At 45.9% G+C, this 16,893-nt stretch carries 10 protein-coding genes and 1 tRNA gene; 1 reads left to right on the top strand and 10 read right to left on the bottom strand.

Annotated features, from left to right (window positions below; translation table 11 throughout):
* Positions 1-2: 2 nt before the first annotated feature.
* The 6 genes from rsgA to OLM34_RS03780 all read right to left on the bottom strand — a co-directional run bounded on the left by rsgA (position 3) and on the right by OLM34_RS03780 (position 4,709).
* Positions 3-926 (bottom strand): ribosome small subunit-dependent GTPase A, encoded by a 924-nt coding sequence (rsgA, locus tag OLM34_RS03755; RefSeq protein ID WP_264405351.1) that lies wholly within the window; start codon positions 924-926, stop codon positions 3-5.
* Positions 927-988: 62 nt separating this feature from the next.
* Positions 989-1,549 (bottom strand): ribosome recycling factor, encoded by a 561-nt coding sequence (frr, locus tag OLM34_RS03760; RefSeq protein ID WP_264405353.1) that lies wholly within the window; start codon positions 1,547-1,549, stop codon positions 989-991.
* Positions 1,550-1,588: 39 nt separating this feature from the next.
* Positions 1,589-2,296 (bottom strand): UMP kinase, encoded by a 708-nt coding sequence (pyrH, locus tag OLM34_RS03765; protein WP_264405355.1) that lies wholly within the window; start codon positions 2,294-2,296, stop codon positions 1,589-1,591.
* 6 nt (positions 2,297-2,302) lie between these two features.
* Positions 2,303-3,058 (bottom strand): biotin--[acetyl-CoA-carboxylase] ligase, encoded by a 756-nt coding sequence (locus tag OLM34_RS03770; RefSeq protein ID WP_264405357.1) that lies wholly within the window; start codon positions 3,056-3,058, stop codon positions 2,303-2,305.
* A 36-nt stretch (positions 3,059-3,094) separates the two neighbouring features.
* On the bottom strand, positions 3,095-3,457 hold the full coding sequence (locus OLM34_RS03775; protein ID WP_264405358.1) for a YraN family protein: 363 nt from the start codon (positions 3,455-3,457) through the stop codon (positions 3,095-3,097).
* A gap of 85 nt (positions 3,458-3,542) precedes the next feature.
* Positions 3,543-4,709 (bottom strand): iron-containing alcohol dehydrogenase, encoded by a 1,167-nt coding sequence (locus OLM34_RS03780; protein WP_264405359.1) that lies wholly within the window; start codon positions 4,707-4,709, stop codon positions 3,543-3,545.
* 411 nt (positions 4,710-5,120) lie between these two features.
* Between OLM34_RS03780 and OLM34_RS03785 the strand changes: the two genes are divergently transcribed.
* Positions 5,121-5,195: transfer RNA gene (locus tag OLM34_RS03785), tRNA-Pro, on the top strand.
* Positions 5,196-5,499: 304 nt separating this feature from the next.
* Here the strand turns inward: OLM34_RS03785 and OLM34_RS03790 are convergent.
* The 4 genes from OLM34_RS03790 to OLM34_RS03805 form a co-directional block, all read right to left on the bottom strand.
* Complete coding sequence (locus OLM34_RS03790) at positions 5,500-8,895, bottom strand: DUF4450 domain-containing protein (RefSeq protein WP_264405361.1); 3,396 nt, start codon at positions 8,893-8,895, stop codon at positions 5,500-5,502.
* A gap of 33 nt (positions 8,896-8,928) precedes the next feature.
* Positions 8,929-11,067 (bottom strand): hypothetical protein, encoded by a 2,139-nt coding sequence (locus OLM34_RS03795; RefSeq protein WP_264405363.1) that lies wholly within the window; start codon positions 11,065-11,067, stop codon positions 8,929-8,931.
* A gap of 93 nt (positions 11,068-11,160) precedes the next feature.
* Positions 11,161-13,890, bottom strand: a complete 2,730-nt coding sequence (locus OLM34_RS03800) for an alpha-L-rhamnosidase (RefSeq protein WP_264405364.1) — start codon at positions 13,888-13,890, stop codon at positions 11,161-11,163.
* Positions 13,891-14,091: 201 nt separating this feature from the next.
* Positions 14,092-16,875 (bottom strand): glycoside hydrolase family 78 protein, encoded by a 2,784-nt coding sequence (locus OLM34_RS03805; RefSeq protein WP_264405365.1) that lies wholly within the window; start codon positions 16,873-16,875, stop codon positions 14,092-14,094.
* Between the last annotated feature and the right edge of the window lie 18 nt (positions 16,876-16,893).

Genomic DNA, 16,893 nt, shown 5'->3' on the forward strand with positions numbered 1-16,893 from the left:
AATTATCGGTATTTGCTCTCGTTAACGTCTTCCAAAATATTCAGGTATGACCGATAACGACTTTCGCTGATATAATGATTTTCGACGGCTTTCACCACAGCACAATCGGGTTCGTTGATATGCAGGCAATTGTTATAGCGGCAATTTTTCGAAAATCGGAAGATTTCGGGGAAATAATGCGATATTTCCTGAGGGATCATGTCGATCGTGCCAAATCCTTTTATGCCCGGCGTATCGATTATATAACCACCCGTATCGATGTTGATCATTTCGGAAAATGTGGTCGTGTGCGTTCCTTTGAGATGATAATCCGATATTTTCCCGATTTTTCTCGAGGCATCTTTTTGAAGCACATTGATTAAACTCGATTTGCCGACACCCGAATGGCCGGCAAGCAGTGTTATTTTGTTTTTGATCCTTTCTCGAAGCGCTTCAATGCCTTCGCCTGTTTCGGCAGACGTTTTCAGGCAGGGATAGCCGATGGTTTGGTACAAATAGATCAGTCCGTCGAGATATTCCTTGTCGTCTTCATCGTATAAATCGATTTTGTTGAAGACGAGGCATACAGGAATGCGGTATGCCTCGGCTGTTGCCAAAAAACGGTCGATAAACACCGTGGAGGTTTCGGGAAACCGCACGGTGACGCACAAAAGCGCTTCGTCGATGTTTGCTGCAAGAATGTGAGCTTGTTTCGAAAGATTGGATGCCCGGCGGACGATGTAGTTTTTACGATCTTCTATTTCGGTGATGAAAGCCGTTCCATCGGGATTTTGGTCGATTATCACATGGTCGCCCACCACAATCGGACTGGTGCTGCGAATCCCCTTCAAGCGAAAATTACCTTTCGCCTGACACACGATCTCTTCTCCGTTTTCCGTACGCACCCAATAGGTGTTTCCTGTATTTTTAATTACCACTCCTTTCATCGCAGGCACCTCTTGGTGCAGTGTTTTGCCATCGTTGGTTTTTTCTTCCCGGCTTTGTTTTTTTAAATGGTGAGAATTTCTTTTTCTTTAGCGGCAAACATCTCGTCGATTTTTTTGATGTATTTGTCGTGAAGTCGTTGAATGTCTTCTTCGGCATCTTTTCCGACGTCTTCGGCAAGTCCGTTTTTTACTTCCTTCTTTATATCTTCAATTGCCTCGCGACGTGCATTACGAATGCTTATTTTTGCGTCTTCGGCCTCTTGCTTGGTTTGTTTCACCAATGCTTTGCGACGTTCTTCGGTCAGGGGTGGAATGTTTAGCCGGATCACTTCGCCGTTGTTTTCGGGCATGATGCCTACATCGGAATTGATGAGGGCTTTCTCCACCACTTTCAACATCGATTTTTCCCAAGGTTGTATCAGGATGGTTTTTGCATCGGGTGTTGTTATGGTGGCAACGTTGGATAGCGGAACCAAACTTCCGTAGTATTCAACATGCACGCCGTCGAGAATATGCGTATTGGCTCTTCCGGCACGAATGCGGGAGAATGTTTCATCGAGAAATTCGATGGTCATCCCCATTTTTTCTTCAGTTTCCTTTTTAATTTTAGAAATTTCAGCCATATTTTTAGGTTTTTATTTGAATATGTTAATCCTTGTTTTTCAGTTATGCACGTAAGTGCCCATATTTTCTCCCGAAATTACTTTTTTCAAGTTACCCGGCACGTCCATATTGAAAACGATCAGGGGCAGGTTATTCTCTTTACAGAGGGTAGCAGCAGTGAGATCCATCACTTTCAGTCCTCGAAAATAGAGTTCGTCGAAGGTGATTTCGTCAAATTTACATGCGTTGCGATCTTTTTCGGGATCGGCCGTAAACACACCGTTCACACGTGTACCTTTTAAAAGAATGTCGGCCTCGATTTCAATTCCGCGCAAGGCGGCAGCCGTGTCTGTGGTGAAAAACGGGTTTCCTGTTCCACAGGAAAGAATGGCAATTTCGCCATTTTTCAGTGCCTCTATGGCTTTTTGGTTGGAATAGAGTTCGCCAACCGGTTCCATCCGGATGGCTGTGAATACCCGGTTTTTCTGACCCATGGAGGTTAATGCCGAACTGAGTGCAAGGCTGTTGATGACAGTTGCCAACATTCCCATCTGATCGCCTTTTACCCGATCGAACCCTTTTGATATGCCGCTGAGTCCGCGAAAAATATTCCCGCCTCCGATTACGATGCCTATTTCCACTCCTTGTCGAGCGACTTCTTTAATTTGTTCGGCATATTCGGCGAGACGCATTTCGTCAACGCCGTATTGTTTTTCTCCCATCAGCGATTCTCCACTGAGTTTCAATAGTATCCGTTTGTATTTCATTTGCGTTTATTCGTTTAAAAAAACAATCTCTTTAAAAGCATATGCCCTGATGTCATCGTCATCCAACGTTCTCAGTACAAGTCGTCCCGAGGGAAGTACGTTTTCGATTTTTGCGCGGAATTTACCTTCGGCATCTTCAAACCAATAATAATCGTTGGCCCGATACAAATCGCGCATATATTCATCTTCGATGGTGGAGGTGTTGCCTTCTTCCAACTCGCGATAGAGAAGAAAAAACTCACGCAGCAGCATATCGAGGATGTAGTCTTTATCGTACGTTACCCCGGTAATTTGTTTCAGTGAAACGGGATTGGGCAATTCGGGCGGAAAAACCTCCTGATTGAGGTTCAATCCGATACCGATAATGGAATTTTCTATTTTGTTGCCTTGCAAATCGTTTTCGATGAGGATACCGGCAATTTTTTTATCTTTCCAATAGATATCGTTCGGCCATTTAATGCGGATATCGTCGGCAAACTGATCCAGTGTGTTTTTAATTGCCAGAGAAGCTATGCGCGAAATAATGAATTGTTCGTTTGCAGGAACGTCTTTGGGATAGATGAGTAAACTGAACAGCAAATTTTCGCCCTTGGCCGAAACCCAGGCATTTCCTCGTTGCCCCCGCCCTTCGGTTTGGTATTCGGCAATCACGATCGAACCCTCTTCCGGATGCTTTTTCCTGACAAGTTCTTTCATATATGCATTGGTAGATTCGGTTTCATCCAATCGGACAACCAACCTTTTTTTACTTAATTGATCCATACTGGTTGTTGTTTTATTCGGTTATTGTAAAAAAGCTTACCATGAAGGTAAAAATGCATCTTCTATATGGTTCAGTTCAAACGCATGTCCGTTCCATAATGCACCGATAATATCGAATCGCGCAGGCTTATCGATCTTTTTTCCGATCAAATAGCAATGGGCCGCTTTCACCATTCGCCGCATTCGCTTTTCACCGACAAAGTCCTCCGGATTTCCCCATTGCAGCGATGTTCTGCTTTTTACTTCCACAAAAATAATATATGTTTCGTCTTCGGCAATAATATCCACCTCATAACCCCCGAACGACCAATTCCGTTCCCGTATCCGGTATTGTTTTTCCTGTAATAATCGCGTTGCCGCGTCTTCCCCTTGTTTGCCGAGTTCGTTGTGTCGAGCCATACGATAACCGCTTTGTTTCCGTTAAATAGGTAAAAATACACATTTAAAGGAAACAAACCATCTTTTTAGCAAAAATTTAGTATTTCTAGACGGCAAGTTCGTAAATTTTTCTTACATCTTCTTCGGTTAATTTAACGAAACTACCGACCGTTTGATTGCCCGGCTGCATGTTTTTTACCAGGGTAGGGATGTCTTCAGCCTTCGCCCCGAGTTGCGCAAAACGAATGGGCATTCCGATGGAAACCAAAAACTGTTCCAATCTTTCAATTCCTTGTTTGGCGGTATTCTCGGGGTGTTGAAAATCCATTTCGCAACCCCATACACGCACGGCAAATTGGGCAAAGCGCATCACATTGTGAGGCATCACATATTTCATCCACGCCGGAAACATGACGGCCAAACCGGCGCCGTGAGCCACATCGTACAACCCCGAAAGTTCGTGCTCCATTTTATGGGTTGCCCAATCCTGTTCCCTTCCCACACCGCAAATGTCGTTATGCGCAATTGTTCCGGCCCACATGATGTTTGCCCGTGCATCATAGTCGTCCGGTTTGGCCAACACCTTGGGTGCTTCGGTGATGATGGCTTTTAATATTCCTTCACACATCCGGTCGGTAACTTCGACCCCGCGGGTGTTCGTGAAATAGCGCTCCATCACGTGTGCCATCATGTCGGTAATTCCGCAAGCCGTTTGATAAGGTGATACCGTAAACGTAAGTTCGGGATTCAAAATCGAAAATACCGGGCGCAACGCATCTCCGGCTGCCGAACGTTTAAGCATGCCGTTTTCGAGTGTAATTACCGAACTGTCCGATCCTTCACTGCCGGCTGCAGCCAACGTCAGTATGGTGCCGACTGGCAGCGCTTTTTCAACTTCCTTTCCGCAGTAAAAATCCCGGAAATCGCCGTCATACAATGCTCCTGCAGCAATTGCCTTTGCCGAATCGATGACGCTTCCACCACCTACAGCGAGCAGAAAATCGATTCCTTCGCGTTTGCAGATTTCGATTCCTTCATATACCAATCCGCTTCGGGGATTAGGCTTTACGCCGCCTAATTCGATAAAAGCAATGTTGTTTTTCTTGAGTGAGGCTTTTACGCGGTCGAGTAAACCGGTCTTGACGGCCGAACTTCCGCCATAGTGAAGAAGTACTTTCAAACCGCCAAAGCGGTTGATCCATTCTCCGACTTCGTTTTCCCGGCCTTTGCCGAATACAAAATACGTGGGACTGTAAAAATTGAAATTTTCCATATGCTTTTCAAATTTATTATTTTCAAAGTAACGCCCAAGCGGGTGAAATTGTTCTTTTGTTAGCTTTTTGTTTGCTATATAACTGCTTCATGCTCGCTCTAAGGCAGGGACAACAGCTGCCGTTTTAGTGAATTTATGTAAAAAACATCCTGTGCGTTTGCGGCATAAAATGAAAAATTCATCGGCAAGCTTGGAGCGAGGATGGTACGGACTTGGTACGGACTTGGTGCGGAGAAGGTACGGACTTGGTATGGGTATTTTCAGGGGCGAAATTGTCTTATCTTGTTCTGAAAAAATAGTATAATAAATGTAAACAAAAATCAGGACGATACACTGCCGAATTCATCCGTCGAAAGTTTTTGCGTTTCGAATGAAAAGTTATATCTTTGCACTGCTTTTAAGATAAAAGTTCGGGGTGTAGCGCAGCCCGGTTAGCGCACCTGCTTTGGGAGCAGGGGGTCGCGAGTTCGAATCCCGCCACCCCGACAAATCTACAAAAGTCGGTCTCATTTTTTATGCTGAGACCGACTTCTTTTTATGCCTCTTTTTAGGAATTTAACTGCAAATCGGATGTCGGGACGACGATTTGTTGTGGGGCCGTCTCCTCGTTTCTTCTGTTATTTGCAAGTTCATTTTGATGTCGTGATGAGGATGCCTGTCTGCTGTTTTTCCCTGTTTCGTCTGTTGTTTTCGGGTTCTTTGATGTGGGGGGCGACAATGTTAATGTTATGGACGTCCGTTTCCTTGAAAGGCGGTTAAAATGGGGAAATTTGAATTTCGGTTTGAATAATCAGTGCTGCAGCGTGAGAGACATTAAGCCGATGACCACATCTCCGGAAAGGGTTTTTAAGCAGAGACGACGTAATGATTTCGCAGGGTTGAGCGGCAAATCCAGCAATACACCTGCACCTGCTTGGATAGACCTGCCGTATACTCCTTCGATATGCAACTCTTTTTCCAAATTATTCGAAACAAGACCCGTTGCAAAATGCAGGCGATAGGGTCGGGGTTTTTCGATTCGAAAAGCCAAATTATCCACATAATAGTCCTGCTCTATCGGACACCAATTTTCGGGATTAATCAGTTGCAATTCCTCAAAAGAGCCGTCGGTGTAATAAATACGGATAACGCCGTTGGAAATGCGGGATTGCATGTGATTGGTGCTTCCCGCCATCAGCAGATAAGCATGTGAAGCTTTGCCCGAAAGCGGAATTTGTACACTGTCGGGATAATTATCCCAAAGCGAAGTGAAAACGATATTTTTCCCTTTTTCGGGTGAACGAAACGGCACACCCAACGAGGTGGACAAGATTCCGTTTACAATTTTTTCGCGCATACCGGTATCGTTGATTTCGGCGGTCATGTGGGGATGACACCATTCGCCAATACCTTGAACAGGAATTTGCAGTGAGGTGTAAGGCGGACGGGGCGTTAGGTATGAGTTCCTGAATATATCCGTTACCGAAGAATTGAAAAAAGGATCGATATTTACCGGCGTGCATTTCTCGGCAATAACGTGCGAAAAGGCTTTATGTGAGGTCGAAACTGTCGGATTCGATGGGGCAGCAACGTGCACGTCAACGGGTATCCACCATTGCAGCTCATTTTCGTTTACCCGGATAAAAAAAGTGTGTGCTCCTTCTTTCGAAATCACCCTCCCGGTTATCCGGCGGGAATCGGCAACAGTTGCATTTTCCATGACTTGCTGCGGGTCGTAGATGTCGGTAATGACGTAAGGCAAATAAACAGAGAGTGTGTCACCGGCTGTTTTTTCCATTTGCAGTACGGGGGGAATTATTTTTTCGCCGATCCATTCGATTTTCACCGTTGCCGACGCATCTCGCGTTAAAGCGAAACGGATGGTAATCCCCGGTTTGCCTATGGCATGTTCCGACGTTTTCCATTCCACCGGTTTTCCGTTTATGCCGATTTGTTTGATTTGAGTGGTTAGGGCGGGAATTTGCAATTCGACACTGTCCACATTCGCCAACCGATGATGGACGGAATATACTTCCACAACGGTGGGTGAATCAGCCTTGAGCGAAGCTGTGTTTTTGTAGGAGAATTGAATATCCGGAGTTTTTATCCGGGCGCTATCCCAAGCTTGAGGAAAACCCGGCCGAATGAAAAGCTTGCCGTGTAGTGCATCGGGATTAATGCCAAACAGTCCCTGAACAAAAACCCGGGAAGCAACGCCAATGGGATCGGCAAAATCGCGATAACATTCGCCGCGTGCAGCATCGTAAAAGCTGATTTGGCCGAAATTTCCCGGACTTTCGCCTAAGTACATGCCGTCCAAAACGGAGCTTTTCAGCAGTTTATATCCTTCCTCGTTCCTCCCTGCCAGGAAATAGGCAAGAGCCGTGCTCATGACTTCGGCAAAAGCAATGTTGTTGATGCTCCACGAATAAGGATGCCAATTAGTAGTCGAAAGTGTATAGTAACCCTCATCGGTCAACTCTTCTGCTTGTACCGGAATATGAGGAATATAATTGTCGATATATCGGGTTGCCTGATACCATTGAAAAGGATTGCCCGCTTCGCTGTCTATGGCCTGATAGATTGTCCATAGGGCAGCACTTTCGTGCAAACGCCCCAATCCCATCCGGTCTTTGTATTCTGCCCAGTATCCTTTGTCGGGCATCCAAAGGGTCTGATTGAGTGCCCGATAAATTTTTTCGGCTTCTTTTCGATACGGCGCGGGATCTTCTCCCTTTTTTTCGGCTATTTCGGCCGCCATTTTGTTTGCACGGTAGTTGTAGGCCGTGGAGTGGGTTACCGATCCGGCTGTATAGTAAAGCGCATCGCTGGCCCAGATACAGGCATACGCGTCGTAGAGTCCGTCATCGTCGGGATCCCAATTTCGTTTTTCCCAATCGAGATGGCGCTTGATAACCGGCCACATCTTTTTTGCGTAATCCCAATCGCCTGTCCAGTTGAAATGCCACAACAATTCGTCGATGTAGCACAGATTCATGTTGTAATGATGCATTTGATCGTTCCGGTAAGGATTCCGGCAGATATAGCCGTTGCTGTACATGGGTGTACCCCATTTCTTTTCGGCGCGAGCCAGATTCATTTGTTTGTCCTGAGCAGGGTGGGGTATCGTTTGAGGAACCCGGGTTACCTGACTTGCGGCATACGCATCGAAGTGCGACCTTGCCCGGTCGTGCCAGCCCAAAAAATCGCCCGTGTATGGTCCTCTCCATCCCGTCAGCGGTATGCGCCAACCGATGGCACCGTGCAGCCATACTTGTCCGTCCCAAACGGCATCGGCAGCTATGGATAGTGCACCTCCCAACGTATTGAAAAAAGGGTCAGGAGTGGAAATGGTAATGCGTGAGGCCAGTGTTTGACGTGTTTTTTCTGATTGAATAAAGACCTCCGTCAAATTTTTCTTTAAAAGGGTATCCGATTTTCCGATGTAAATGTAGCATGAGTCCGTTAAAAGTGTCGAGGCATGAAGAGCGGGCAATTCATCGGTCTTGAGAACAGCATCAGACGGAAAACAACCGAAAAGTTGCTGATCGCCGTTTTGTCCGAAGTAAAGGGTGAATCTGTTTCTGTCGATGACGTAGCGGTTTCCGTTGCAATACTCGGGTTTGAGATCGAAACAATCGGGAGGATCGACGCCCAGGTCGCCTTCGCGCGAAAAACGTGTGTACGAAGCTCCCCCGTACCGGCATAACAGACGGATGTTGCCGGGAATATTTTCTGCCGTGATTTTCCATATAGCTCCGTCGACATCGTATAAAGCAAGCGTGGAAATACAAATCGCACCCTCCTTAAGCAAGGGGTCTTTAATGGTGTACAATCTTGTTCCGGGGCGGTATCGGCTCTCGATATAACGAGCGTTGTTCAATGAAATGGTATCCTTGCCGTTGCAAAGGGCAAAGGACAAATTCCCGCCCATTCGGGGTAAATAAAGGGCAAATTCGGGAACATCTCCCGTTTCGAGACGGAATCCCGAATGGGAACCATACAGGGCGCGATTGAATTTATTTTTCCCGTTTACAATAACAAAGTCTTCACCGTCAGGAATGTACCGCAAGCTCCTTTTCGAGAGGTGTTTCCCCTCGTGCAAAGAAGGAAGAGGTTGTGCGTTACCTGCTGCCCGGTTCAGGACAATAAACAGGGAAAGAAGGATGTAAAGTTTTGTTATTCTTTTTCGGGTTTTTAGTCTCATTTATTTTTAGGTAATTCTTAAGCTTATCAATTCTCAGGGCAATTGTTGAAGGCCTTCCCATTTTACATCCCATCTGCCGTCGTTGGGGAATCCGGGATTTGGTGTCGTGCAACCATCCCATCCGGCGCACATCATGGCTATGGCTGTGAGCAATCCGCCGTTACCCGGAAGATAAATCCGCAGGCGCTCGTCCTGATAGTTATGCCCGTTTGTCAGGTACGTGTTGGTCCGCTTGTCCATCAACAAGGCACTTACCGCTTTTTCCGGTTCTCCGAGTCGCGTCGCATTCATCGCCGTCATCGGATAATCCCAACCCCAGGTTTTATCCCAGTTCCAGTTGTCCCAAACCCAATGCAGGGTATTCCGCATGTAGGTTTCGTTGATGAGCCGGTTGGACGGCAAAATACCCAACGCGCCCAATACCGCCATGTGATCGGACGTAAAACGGATATCTTCATAGGTTTGGGGTGCCGATTCGGCAGCCAGATAAAGTCCCTCTTCATTATAGGCCAACGGCGAGAGTTTGTGTATCAGGGTATCCCATTCGGCTACTCTTTTTTCGCCTTTGCGTTCCCGCCATTTTTGGGCGGTTTCCATCGCAAAATGCCAGTAGGAGAGTTCAAAAGGAGGATTTACCGTTTCCGAAGCCTTCAACGTTTCCTGAGCCGGGATCAATCCTTTTAACACATAGCGATCTTTCTCCTTATCGTACGAAGCAAAGGAATACATGAATTCAGCCGTTTCTTCTACCAAAGGATAATAGGCATTCAGGATTTTCTTTTGCTCATCCGTTTGGGAATTTGCCCGATAAATAAGTTCGGCAAGGTAAATAAGGTGGGGTTGTTGCCATACCAGGAAACTGCCTACACTTGAAGGTGCCTCTCTCCCGCTTGGGTCGGTCATCTTCATCCAGCGCACACCGTCGAATCCCTGACGTTGGGCAATTGCTCTTGCCACCGGTTCAACCTCGTGATACCACGGCAGGGTTTTTTCCAGCATCTGCGGTCTGTTCCACAGAGCAAAATGTGCCTGATGCCACCAGATCATTTCCAAATGAAATTTGCCGTACCACGAATTGTAGGTCAGCCCCGTCTCTTGAGGAGGTGTGGAAGCCGAGCACTGAATGGCCGTGAGGTATTGACTGAGCACCACGCGTCGCTCCAACTCCTTGGCACGCGGATCGGTACATTGCGAAAAATCGACCGCGGCTCCGTTTTCCCAGAAACGATGCCAATAATCGGCTGCAGCAGCAATGGATTGTTCGGTTGTTGAATTTTCGTCCTCGGGATAGGTGGGCGAAAAACAGCACGTGAAGTTGAGTTGGTCTGCCGCGGATTGAAGCACGAAATAATTGGTGCTTTTCTCTTTTAATTCCGCTTCATTTTCCCATTGAAGTTGTACGAAATAGACGGTGCTATCCAGTTCACGTTTAAGAACGGCCGAATTTTCGGTTGTGCGCACTACAGTAGTCGAGTGTTTATCGTCGGCATTCCAGTTGCAGGCATCGTCCGAATGTCCTCCCGTAGGGTAGGGGAAACGAAAGTTGACGGCGGGTTTCATGCCCTTTGCCTTTATCTGTATGGCAATCTCGTCTCTATTCGGATGACAGGCGGTTTTTACTTCATAGGAAACGTTGTTTATGTTGAAATTGCTGGTGATGATTCCTTGCCACATATTCAACATTTGACGGATATTTTTTACATCTTCAGGTTTTGCTTCCGAAAGTTCGAGTCCCACGATGCCAAGATGAAGTCGGTGTGGGTTGATGCGAAACCAGTTGGCAGCCTCATGTTGACGACCCGGTTCGTCGAATTGTACCGAATAGAGCTCTTTCCTTCCCCTGCCGAAATCGTATTCTTTTAAGGTTTCTTCAAAGCGGAAGTTTTTATCGTTTGCAAAACTGTGCCATCCCCACTGACTTTGTGTCCCCTGCGGAACCCCTTTTTTGTATTTGTCGGGGAAAGTTTGCAGTCCGGTGATATCGACCGTATAGGCGAATCCGCCATTGCCAACCGATAATGAGGACAGAGAATCCACTGTATCGATGATCGGATTGTTGCGCATGACAAGAGCCTTGCGGTCGATCTTCCTATTATGGGTGTTACATGAAAACGGTACCACGGCAATACAAAGAATGAGTATTGCTTGCTGAAGTGAATTTCCGATCCTCATTATCCTGTTGTTCGATTAATTGTCGATTTATGATTGCCGGGAAGATTTTTCATCTTCTGGCGTTTTCTAAGTGTTCTTTTGTCGGTTGACCGATTACGACTTACTGCTCAGATGATAGGTTCCCGAACCAAGTTCGATTTCGATGTGCGAATCGGTTTCCGTAACCTTTCGCACTCCTTTTTGAGTGGGTACCGAAATATTCAGGTCCTTGGGCAATCTTACCAAAGCCGAAGTATTAGCCGGGATAACAATATCCCACGTGAACGCATCGTTTTCCTTCGTCCATTCGCTTTTGATTTCTCCGTAAACCGAATTGTAGGTGGCTTTTACATGCGTTAATCCTTTCGGGAATTTGGGCTCCATCAGCAATTTTTTGTAAGCGATACTTTCGGCTGCATTTTTGATTCCTGCCAGATCTTCATAATACCAGATGAGGAGGTCGCCCAGCAGCATCACGTGATTGCCCGAGTTCATGGCAGGATCGGCCGTGTCGCCGTTCCAGAGTTCCCAAATGGTGGTTGCCCCTTTTCTGACCATGTAACCCCAACTCGGATAGGTATCGTTGGTGGCAATTTTATAGGCCAGATCCACATTTCCGTATTGCGTAAGACCCCGCATCAGTTGCTGGATTCCCAATACGCCTGTGCTGACGTGACCATTGAAATCGACCTCGGTTTTTTGTACGATATTCTCGAAAACCCGCTGCTCGTATCCTTCGGGGACCAATCCCAGACGAAGGGATAGCATATTGGCCGTTACCGTATTGTTGTCGTATTTTGCCGAGTCGGCATCGAAATAGCGGTTGTTGTAGGCTTCTTTTATTTTTGCTGCAAGGTCTTGATATCCGGCAATATCTTGTTCGTTTCCGGTAAGACGGGCAAAGTCTGACATCAAATTCAGCAGACTGTAATACATGGTTGTACTCAGAATGGGACCGGCAGTTTTTCGTGCGGGATCTTTCGAGTGGATCAATTCCTGCGATTCGGGAGGCATGCACCAGTCGCCATAGGTATCTTTGGTAATGATATAATCCTGCATGGATACCTGTTGAATGCGTTCCAGATACCGTTTCATAGACGGGTAATGTTTCTTGATGGGTTCGACGTCGCCAAACTGACGATAAAGCATGTTCATGGCGTAAAAATAAGCAGCCGGCCACGTTACATCGTCGTTATATATTGTCCAATAGCGTGGGGAAACCACCGAAATGCTTCCTTCGGGACTTTGCGAATCTTCGATATCCTGTACCCATTTGCCGTACAGCAAGGCATTATCGAAGACGAAAGCTTCGCCGAAACAACCCGTAGCCCGGTCGCCCAGCCAACCATGACGTTCGTCGCGCTGCGGACAGTCGGTAGGCATTCCCCGATAATTGCCCCTGATTCCCCAATAAGCGTTTTTGAAAACCCGGTTGATGATTTCGTTCGACGTTTCAAATTGCCCGGTTGTTGTCATCTTGTCGTACAGCACCCTGCCGGTAAAGTTGGAAAGTTCGGGTTGATAATCCAACCCTGAAACTTCGACGTAGCGGAAACCGTGATAAACAAATGAAGGTTCCCAGCTGAATGTTCCGTCTTTTGCCGGGATGTAGATATTGGTAACTTTTGCCGAACGAAGATTGGCCGTGTAAAGCGTACTGTCGGGATTGAGCAGTTCGGCAAACCGTAAAGTGATGGGTTGATCTTTTTTTCCATTCAGGTTGTTTATTCTTACCCATCCCACCATGTTTTGTCCCATGTCGAGGATAAATTTTCCGTCGGGAAGTTTGGTGATTTTTATCGGTTGAATCTCTTCTTGAATCCGGAGATTGGGATTGGGTTGTGCCGTGAGTTTTCCTTTAGGGTTTTCCATGATATCTACCGGCTTCCAACTGCTGTCGTCGTAATTTGGCGTATCCCAGCCGTTGAGTTCCAAACGCGCATCGTATTCTTCTCCGTCGTACTCGTTGTTGGCTATGATGGGGCCTTTAGAAGTCACTTTCCACGATTCGTCACTTACGATTACGTCGGTTGAACCATCGGCATATTGAATTTCAAGCTGAGCCAACAAGCGAGGCAATCCGAACACCATGGTTTCGCCTCCACGCATGCCGAAAAATCTTCCGTTTCCCAATTTCACTCCCAACAGGTTATTGCCTTGTTGAATGAGGGGGGTTACTTCGTAAACGTTATAATAAACCCGATTGGGATACCAGGACACGGTGGGCGCAAAAACATCTTCAGAAATGCGCTTTCCGTTCAGAAAAGCTTCGTACATGCCAAGTCCTGAGATATATAACGTAGCCCGTTTTATTTTCGAATCTTTTGTACCGAACGGTTTGCGCAGATACCGTGCAGCCAAGCGGGTATTTCCTTCAGCTGTTTCATTGGGATTGGAAAGCGAGTCTTCACCAATCCACTGCGCCTGCCATTCCGAATCGTTCAGTAATGCCATTGTCCAGAATTGAGGCTTGCTCCATTTGGCGGCACCTTGATTGGTATTTACTTTCACGCGCCAATAATAAATACCTTTCGATCTTAGCTCCGATCCTTCATATGGGATAAGGATCGATTGATCGCTTTTCACATCTCCCGAATCCCAAAGGAGGTTTTGTTCTTTTGCCAGATCTTCTTCGGTTTGTGCAACCTGAATGCGATAGGATTGCTGCACCAGGTCGGGTTCGTTTGAGATAATCTGCCATGAAAAACGGGGGGTTAGCGTGGCAATTCCCTGAGGATTTTCCTGCATTTCGACTTTCGGGGCAATCACCGTGGGATGTTTACCCTGACATCCGACCAATAATAGGGTCACCAAGATTCCGATTAAAAAAATTGTGTGTTTCATTTTGTAATGTTTTTGAGTTTATAAAACAGTTGAAAAATTGATTATTTAAGACATTTTTATAGCAAGGTTCGTTGCGCTTTTATGTTGATAGGCTTATAATCGAATAATCAGGAGATAATTTCGAATTTTATTTATTTTTATTGATATCCGTAATATTTATATTATCAAAAAATGACCAAACTATTGCAAAAATAAGAAGAATTAGTTTGAAAACTCGTATTTTCCGGCAGGAACATGAAATAAAATGTAACCGTCCTTTTTGCCCATTTGACGGGCAAATCCGGAATTTTCGCGAATTATTGTTCCTTTTTTATCCGGGAAACAGACGGTTGCTTCGCAATTGGGGGGGACAGTCAGTGATAAAGATGTTTTTTCGCCTTTGCAATCCCAATGCGATTTAATTAAACCTGCGGGAGAATCGAAATCGGCTTTTGCCCACGAAATTTGCATTTCGTTAAGGTTGGGAATACGGATTACAAATCGTTTGAATCCCGGAATGTCAGGATCTCTTCGGATTCCTGCAACTCCATCGATATACCAAGCACCGGGATAAAGATAAGAACTGTGTAGCAAAGAATGACCGGGAAGGTCTTTTTCCCACATTTCCCAAATGGTTGTGGCATCATTCTCGCGCATAAATCCCCAACTCGGATAAGTGGTTTTGGATGTCATGGAATAAATGAGATCATCCCGCCCTTCTTCCCGTAATACTTTAAAAAGCATGGCTCCGCCCGTAATTCCCACATGAATATGCCCTTTTCTATTTACCAAAATCTCTTTTTCGAGCCTATCCATCACGGTTTGACGCAAATCCGGAGGCATAACGTTTCCGTATAATGCTGCAGCAAGATTGCTCATCGACTTGTCGGCATAGCTGTGATCTTCTTCGTTGTAAAATTTGTTGTGAATGGCTTTGCTGGATGCTTCAGCCTGATGTTCCCATTTTTCGGCTTCATTTGTTTTACCGATTACTCGGGCAATTTTAGCTGCCGTACGCAGGTTATATACCCTATAGCAGTTGTTAAAACAGAGCGTTTCCGGTTTATCGTTATTCATTCCTTCTGCTGTGGCATTCGGCCATAGCCAATCTCCCAGAAAATCCCATTGACCTCCGTAACGTTGCAGAAGATTGTCCTGAGTGTGCGAATCCAAAAATTCGAGCCATTTTTTAATCATATCGAAATTTTCCTCGAGAATTCTGATATCTCCTTCGTGCTGATACAGCAACCACGGCAAGGTTACCACAATACCGCCCCAAGCGGGACCTCCCCCTCCGTGATAAGTAGGTGCGGAGTGGGGGAGAACGCCATTACCCAAAAATCTACCGCTGCCTACTTGTTTGCGTGCCCATCCGGGGTCGTTCATATTGCCCACCATCGATTCCGTGCCTTGCACATCACGCCAGTCCTGCAACCATTTGGAGTAAAATGCTCCTAACGTGTAGTTGAACATGCCGGTTTCGGAAGTAGCATGGGCATCGCCGCCGTAACCAAATCGTTCCCGATGCGGACAGTCGACTACATACCCTCCGAGTGAAAGATTTTCAAATGTCCAGCGCACACGATCGTAGATCCAGTTTTGTAACGGATCTGAACATTCAAAAGTGGTAGCGGTTTTATAGTTGGTGCGTATCATCCATCCCTTGATATCTTCGGGTTTGGGTTTTGTTTTTTGACCTTTTATTGTGATCCATCTCCCGGCACTGTAATTAAAGCGGTTGCGAAAGGTGCCTTCACCTGTTGAACCGATGATGTACGCACTATGAATATTGAACGTCATTTCGTCCTGTTCTCTCTCAGAAAACAAAAAATGAATGGTATCACCCGGATTACCCCGGACATGAATTTGGGTCCACCCCGTAAAATTAACACCCATGTCTACGCGGTATGATCCGTTTGCCCGTTCTTCTATGGCAACAGGATGTATTTCATCGAACAGGTTGTTGGCTTCAACCTGTTGGGCAGATAAGGTCAGATGTGGGGAATAGACTGTTGCCATATTCCACTCTGAGTCATCGAAATTGGCTACATTCCAATCTTTTATCTCTTTATTTGCATCTTGTATTTCGCCACCGTAATTCCGCATTTCCCATGTCCCCAGCAGTTTATTCGAACTCGGACGCGTTTTCCATGTATCGTTGGTTTCAATGCGTACCATTTTGTTATGGTCTTTATCGTATATATCGGCTTGAGCAATGACGACAGGAGTACGGGGTTTATCTGCTGTATAGTAAGGTGCAAAAATAGACCACGACGTTCCCAACCATAATCCGATTACATTATTACCGGTCTTGAGTTCATCGGCGATATCGTATGCCACGTATCGGGCACGTTGGGTATGGTCGGTTACAGCAGGATCCAATACATTTTCTCCTATTTTTTTCCCGTTGACATATACTTCGTGATAACCGACAGAAGCTACGAACAAGGTAGCTTTTGAGGGTTTTTCTCTCAATTCGAATGTTTTCCGCAACCATGGATCATCGATGTTGCAATTTCCGTTCGATTTTTGATAATCAAAAAGTTGTGAACTACCTATCCACTTCGCCGTCCATTCGCTTCGCGAAAATAAACCGGTGCTCCACTCCGCAACTTCACTATATCCCGATTCATTGTCGTTTTCATCTTTAATGGCTATTTTCCAATAATAATTTTTATCGGATAACAGTGGAATCCCCTTGTATTCAATTAATTGCATTTTGTCGGATTTCACCCAACCTGTATCCCACATATCCCCTTTGTTGTTATCTATCGCTTTTCGTGAACCGCTTACCCATATACGGTATGCTGTTTGTCTCTGTCCGTATTTATTTTCATCGGTTGCTTTCAATGTCCAACTGAAGCGCGGATGCAACACGTCCAATCCGCTGGGATTTGTCAGGTATTCGCAGGTAAGGTTTACCGGGAAAATGCTGCAAGACGGTTGAGAAACTGCCGACAGGGAAAATAAGATGAGAAGAGCAATTAGTGTATTTTTTGTTTTCATACGATCGTGATTTTTGAA

Origin of the sequence: Anaerorudis cellulosivorans, from assembly GCF_025943985.1 — a bacterium.
Taxonomy (GTDB): Bacteria; Bacteroidota; Bacteroidia; order Bacteroidales; family Dysgonomonadaceae; genus Anaerorudis; species Anaerorudis cellulosivorans.

What these genes read in the sequence shown, in the direction of transcription:
- OLM34_RS03795 (WP_264405363.1), bottom strand. Translation starts at nt 11,067, where the DNA reads ATGAGGATCGGAAATTCACTTCAGCAAGCAATACTCATTCTTTGTATT.
- OLM34_RS03770 (WP_264405357.1), bottom strand. Translation starts at nt 3,058, where the DNA reads ATGGATCAATTAAGTAAAAAAAGGTTGGTTGTCCGATTGGATGAAACC.
- OLM34_RS03805 (WP_264405365.1), bottom strand. Translation starts at nt 16,875, where the DNA reads ATGAAAACAAAAAATACACTAATTGCTCTTCTCATCTTATTTTCCCTG.
- pyrH (WP_264405355.1), bottom strand. Translation starts at nt 2,296, where the DNA reads ATGAAATACAAACGGATACTATTGAAACTCAGTGGAGAATCGCTGATG.
- OLM34_RS03775 (WP_264405358.1), bottom strand. Translation starts at nt 3,457, where the DNA reads ATGGCTCGACACAACGAACTCGGCAAACAAGGGGAAGACGCGGCAACG.
- OLM34_RS03800 (WP_264405364.1), bottom strand. Translation starts at nt 13,890, where the DNA reads ATGAAACACACAATTTTTTTAATCGGAATCTTGGTGACCCTATTATTG.
- OLM34_RS03790 (WP_264405361.1), bottom strand. Translation starts at nt 8,895, where the DNA reads ATGAGACTAAAAACCCGAAAAAGAATAACAAAACTTTACATCCTTCTT.
- rsgA (WP_264405351.1), bottom strand. Translation starts at nt 926, where the DNA reads ATGAAAGGAGTGGTAATTAAAAATACAGGAAACACCTATTGGGTGCGT.
- frr (WP_264405353.1), bottom strand. Translation starts at nt 1,549, where the DNA reads ATGGCTGAAATTTCTAAAATTAAAAAGGAAACTGAAGAAAAAATGGGG.
- OLM34_RS03780 (WP_264405359.1), bottom strand. Translation starts at nt 4,709, where the DNA reads ATGGAAAATTTCAATTTTTACAGTCCCACGTATTTTGTATTCGGCAAA.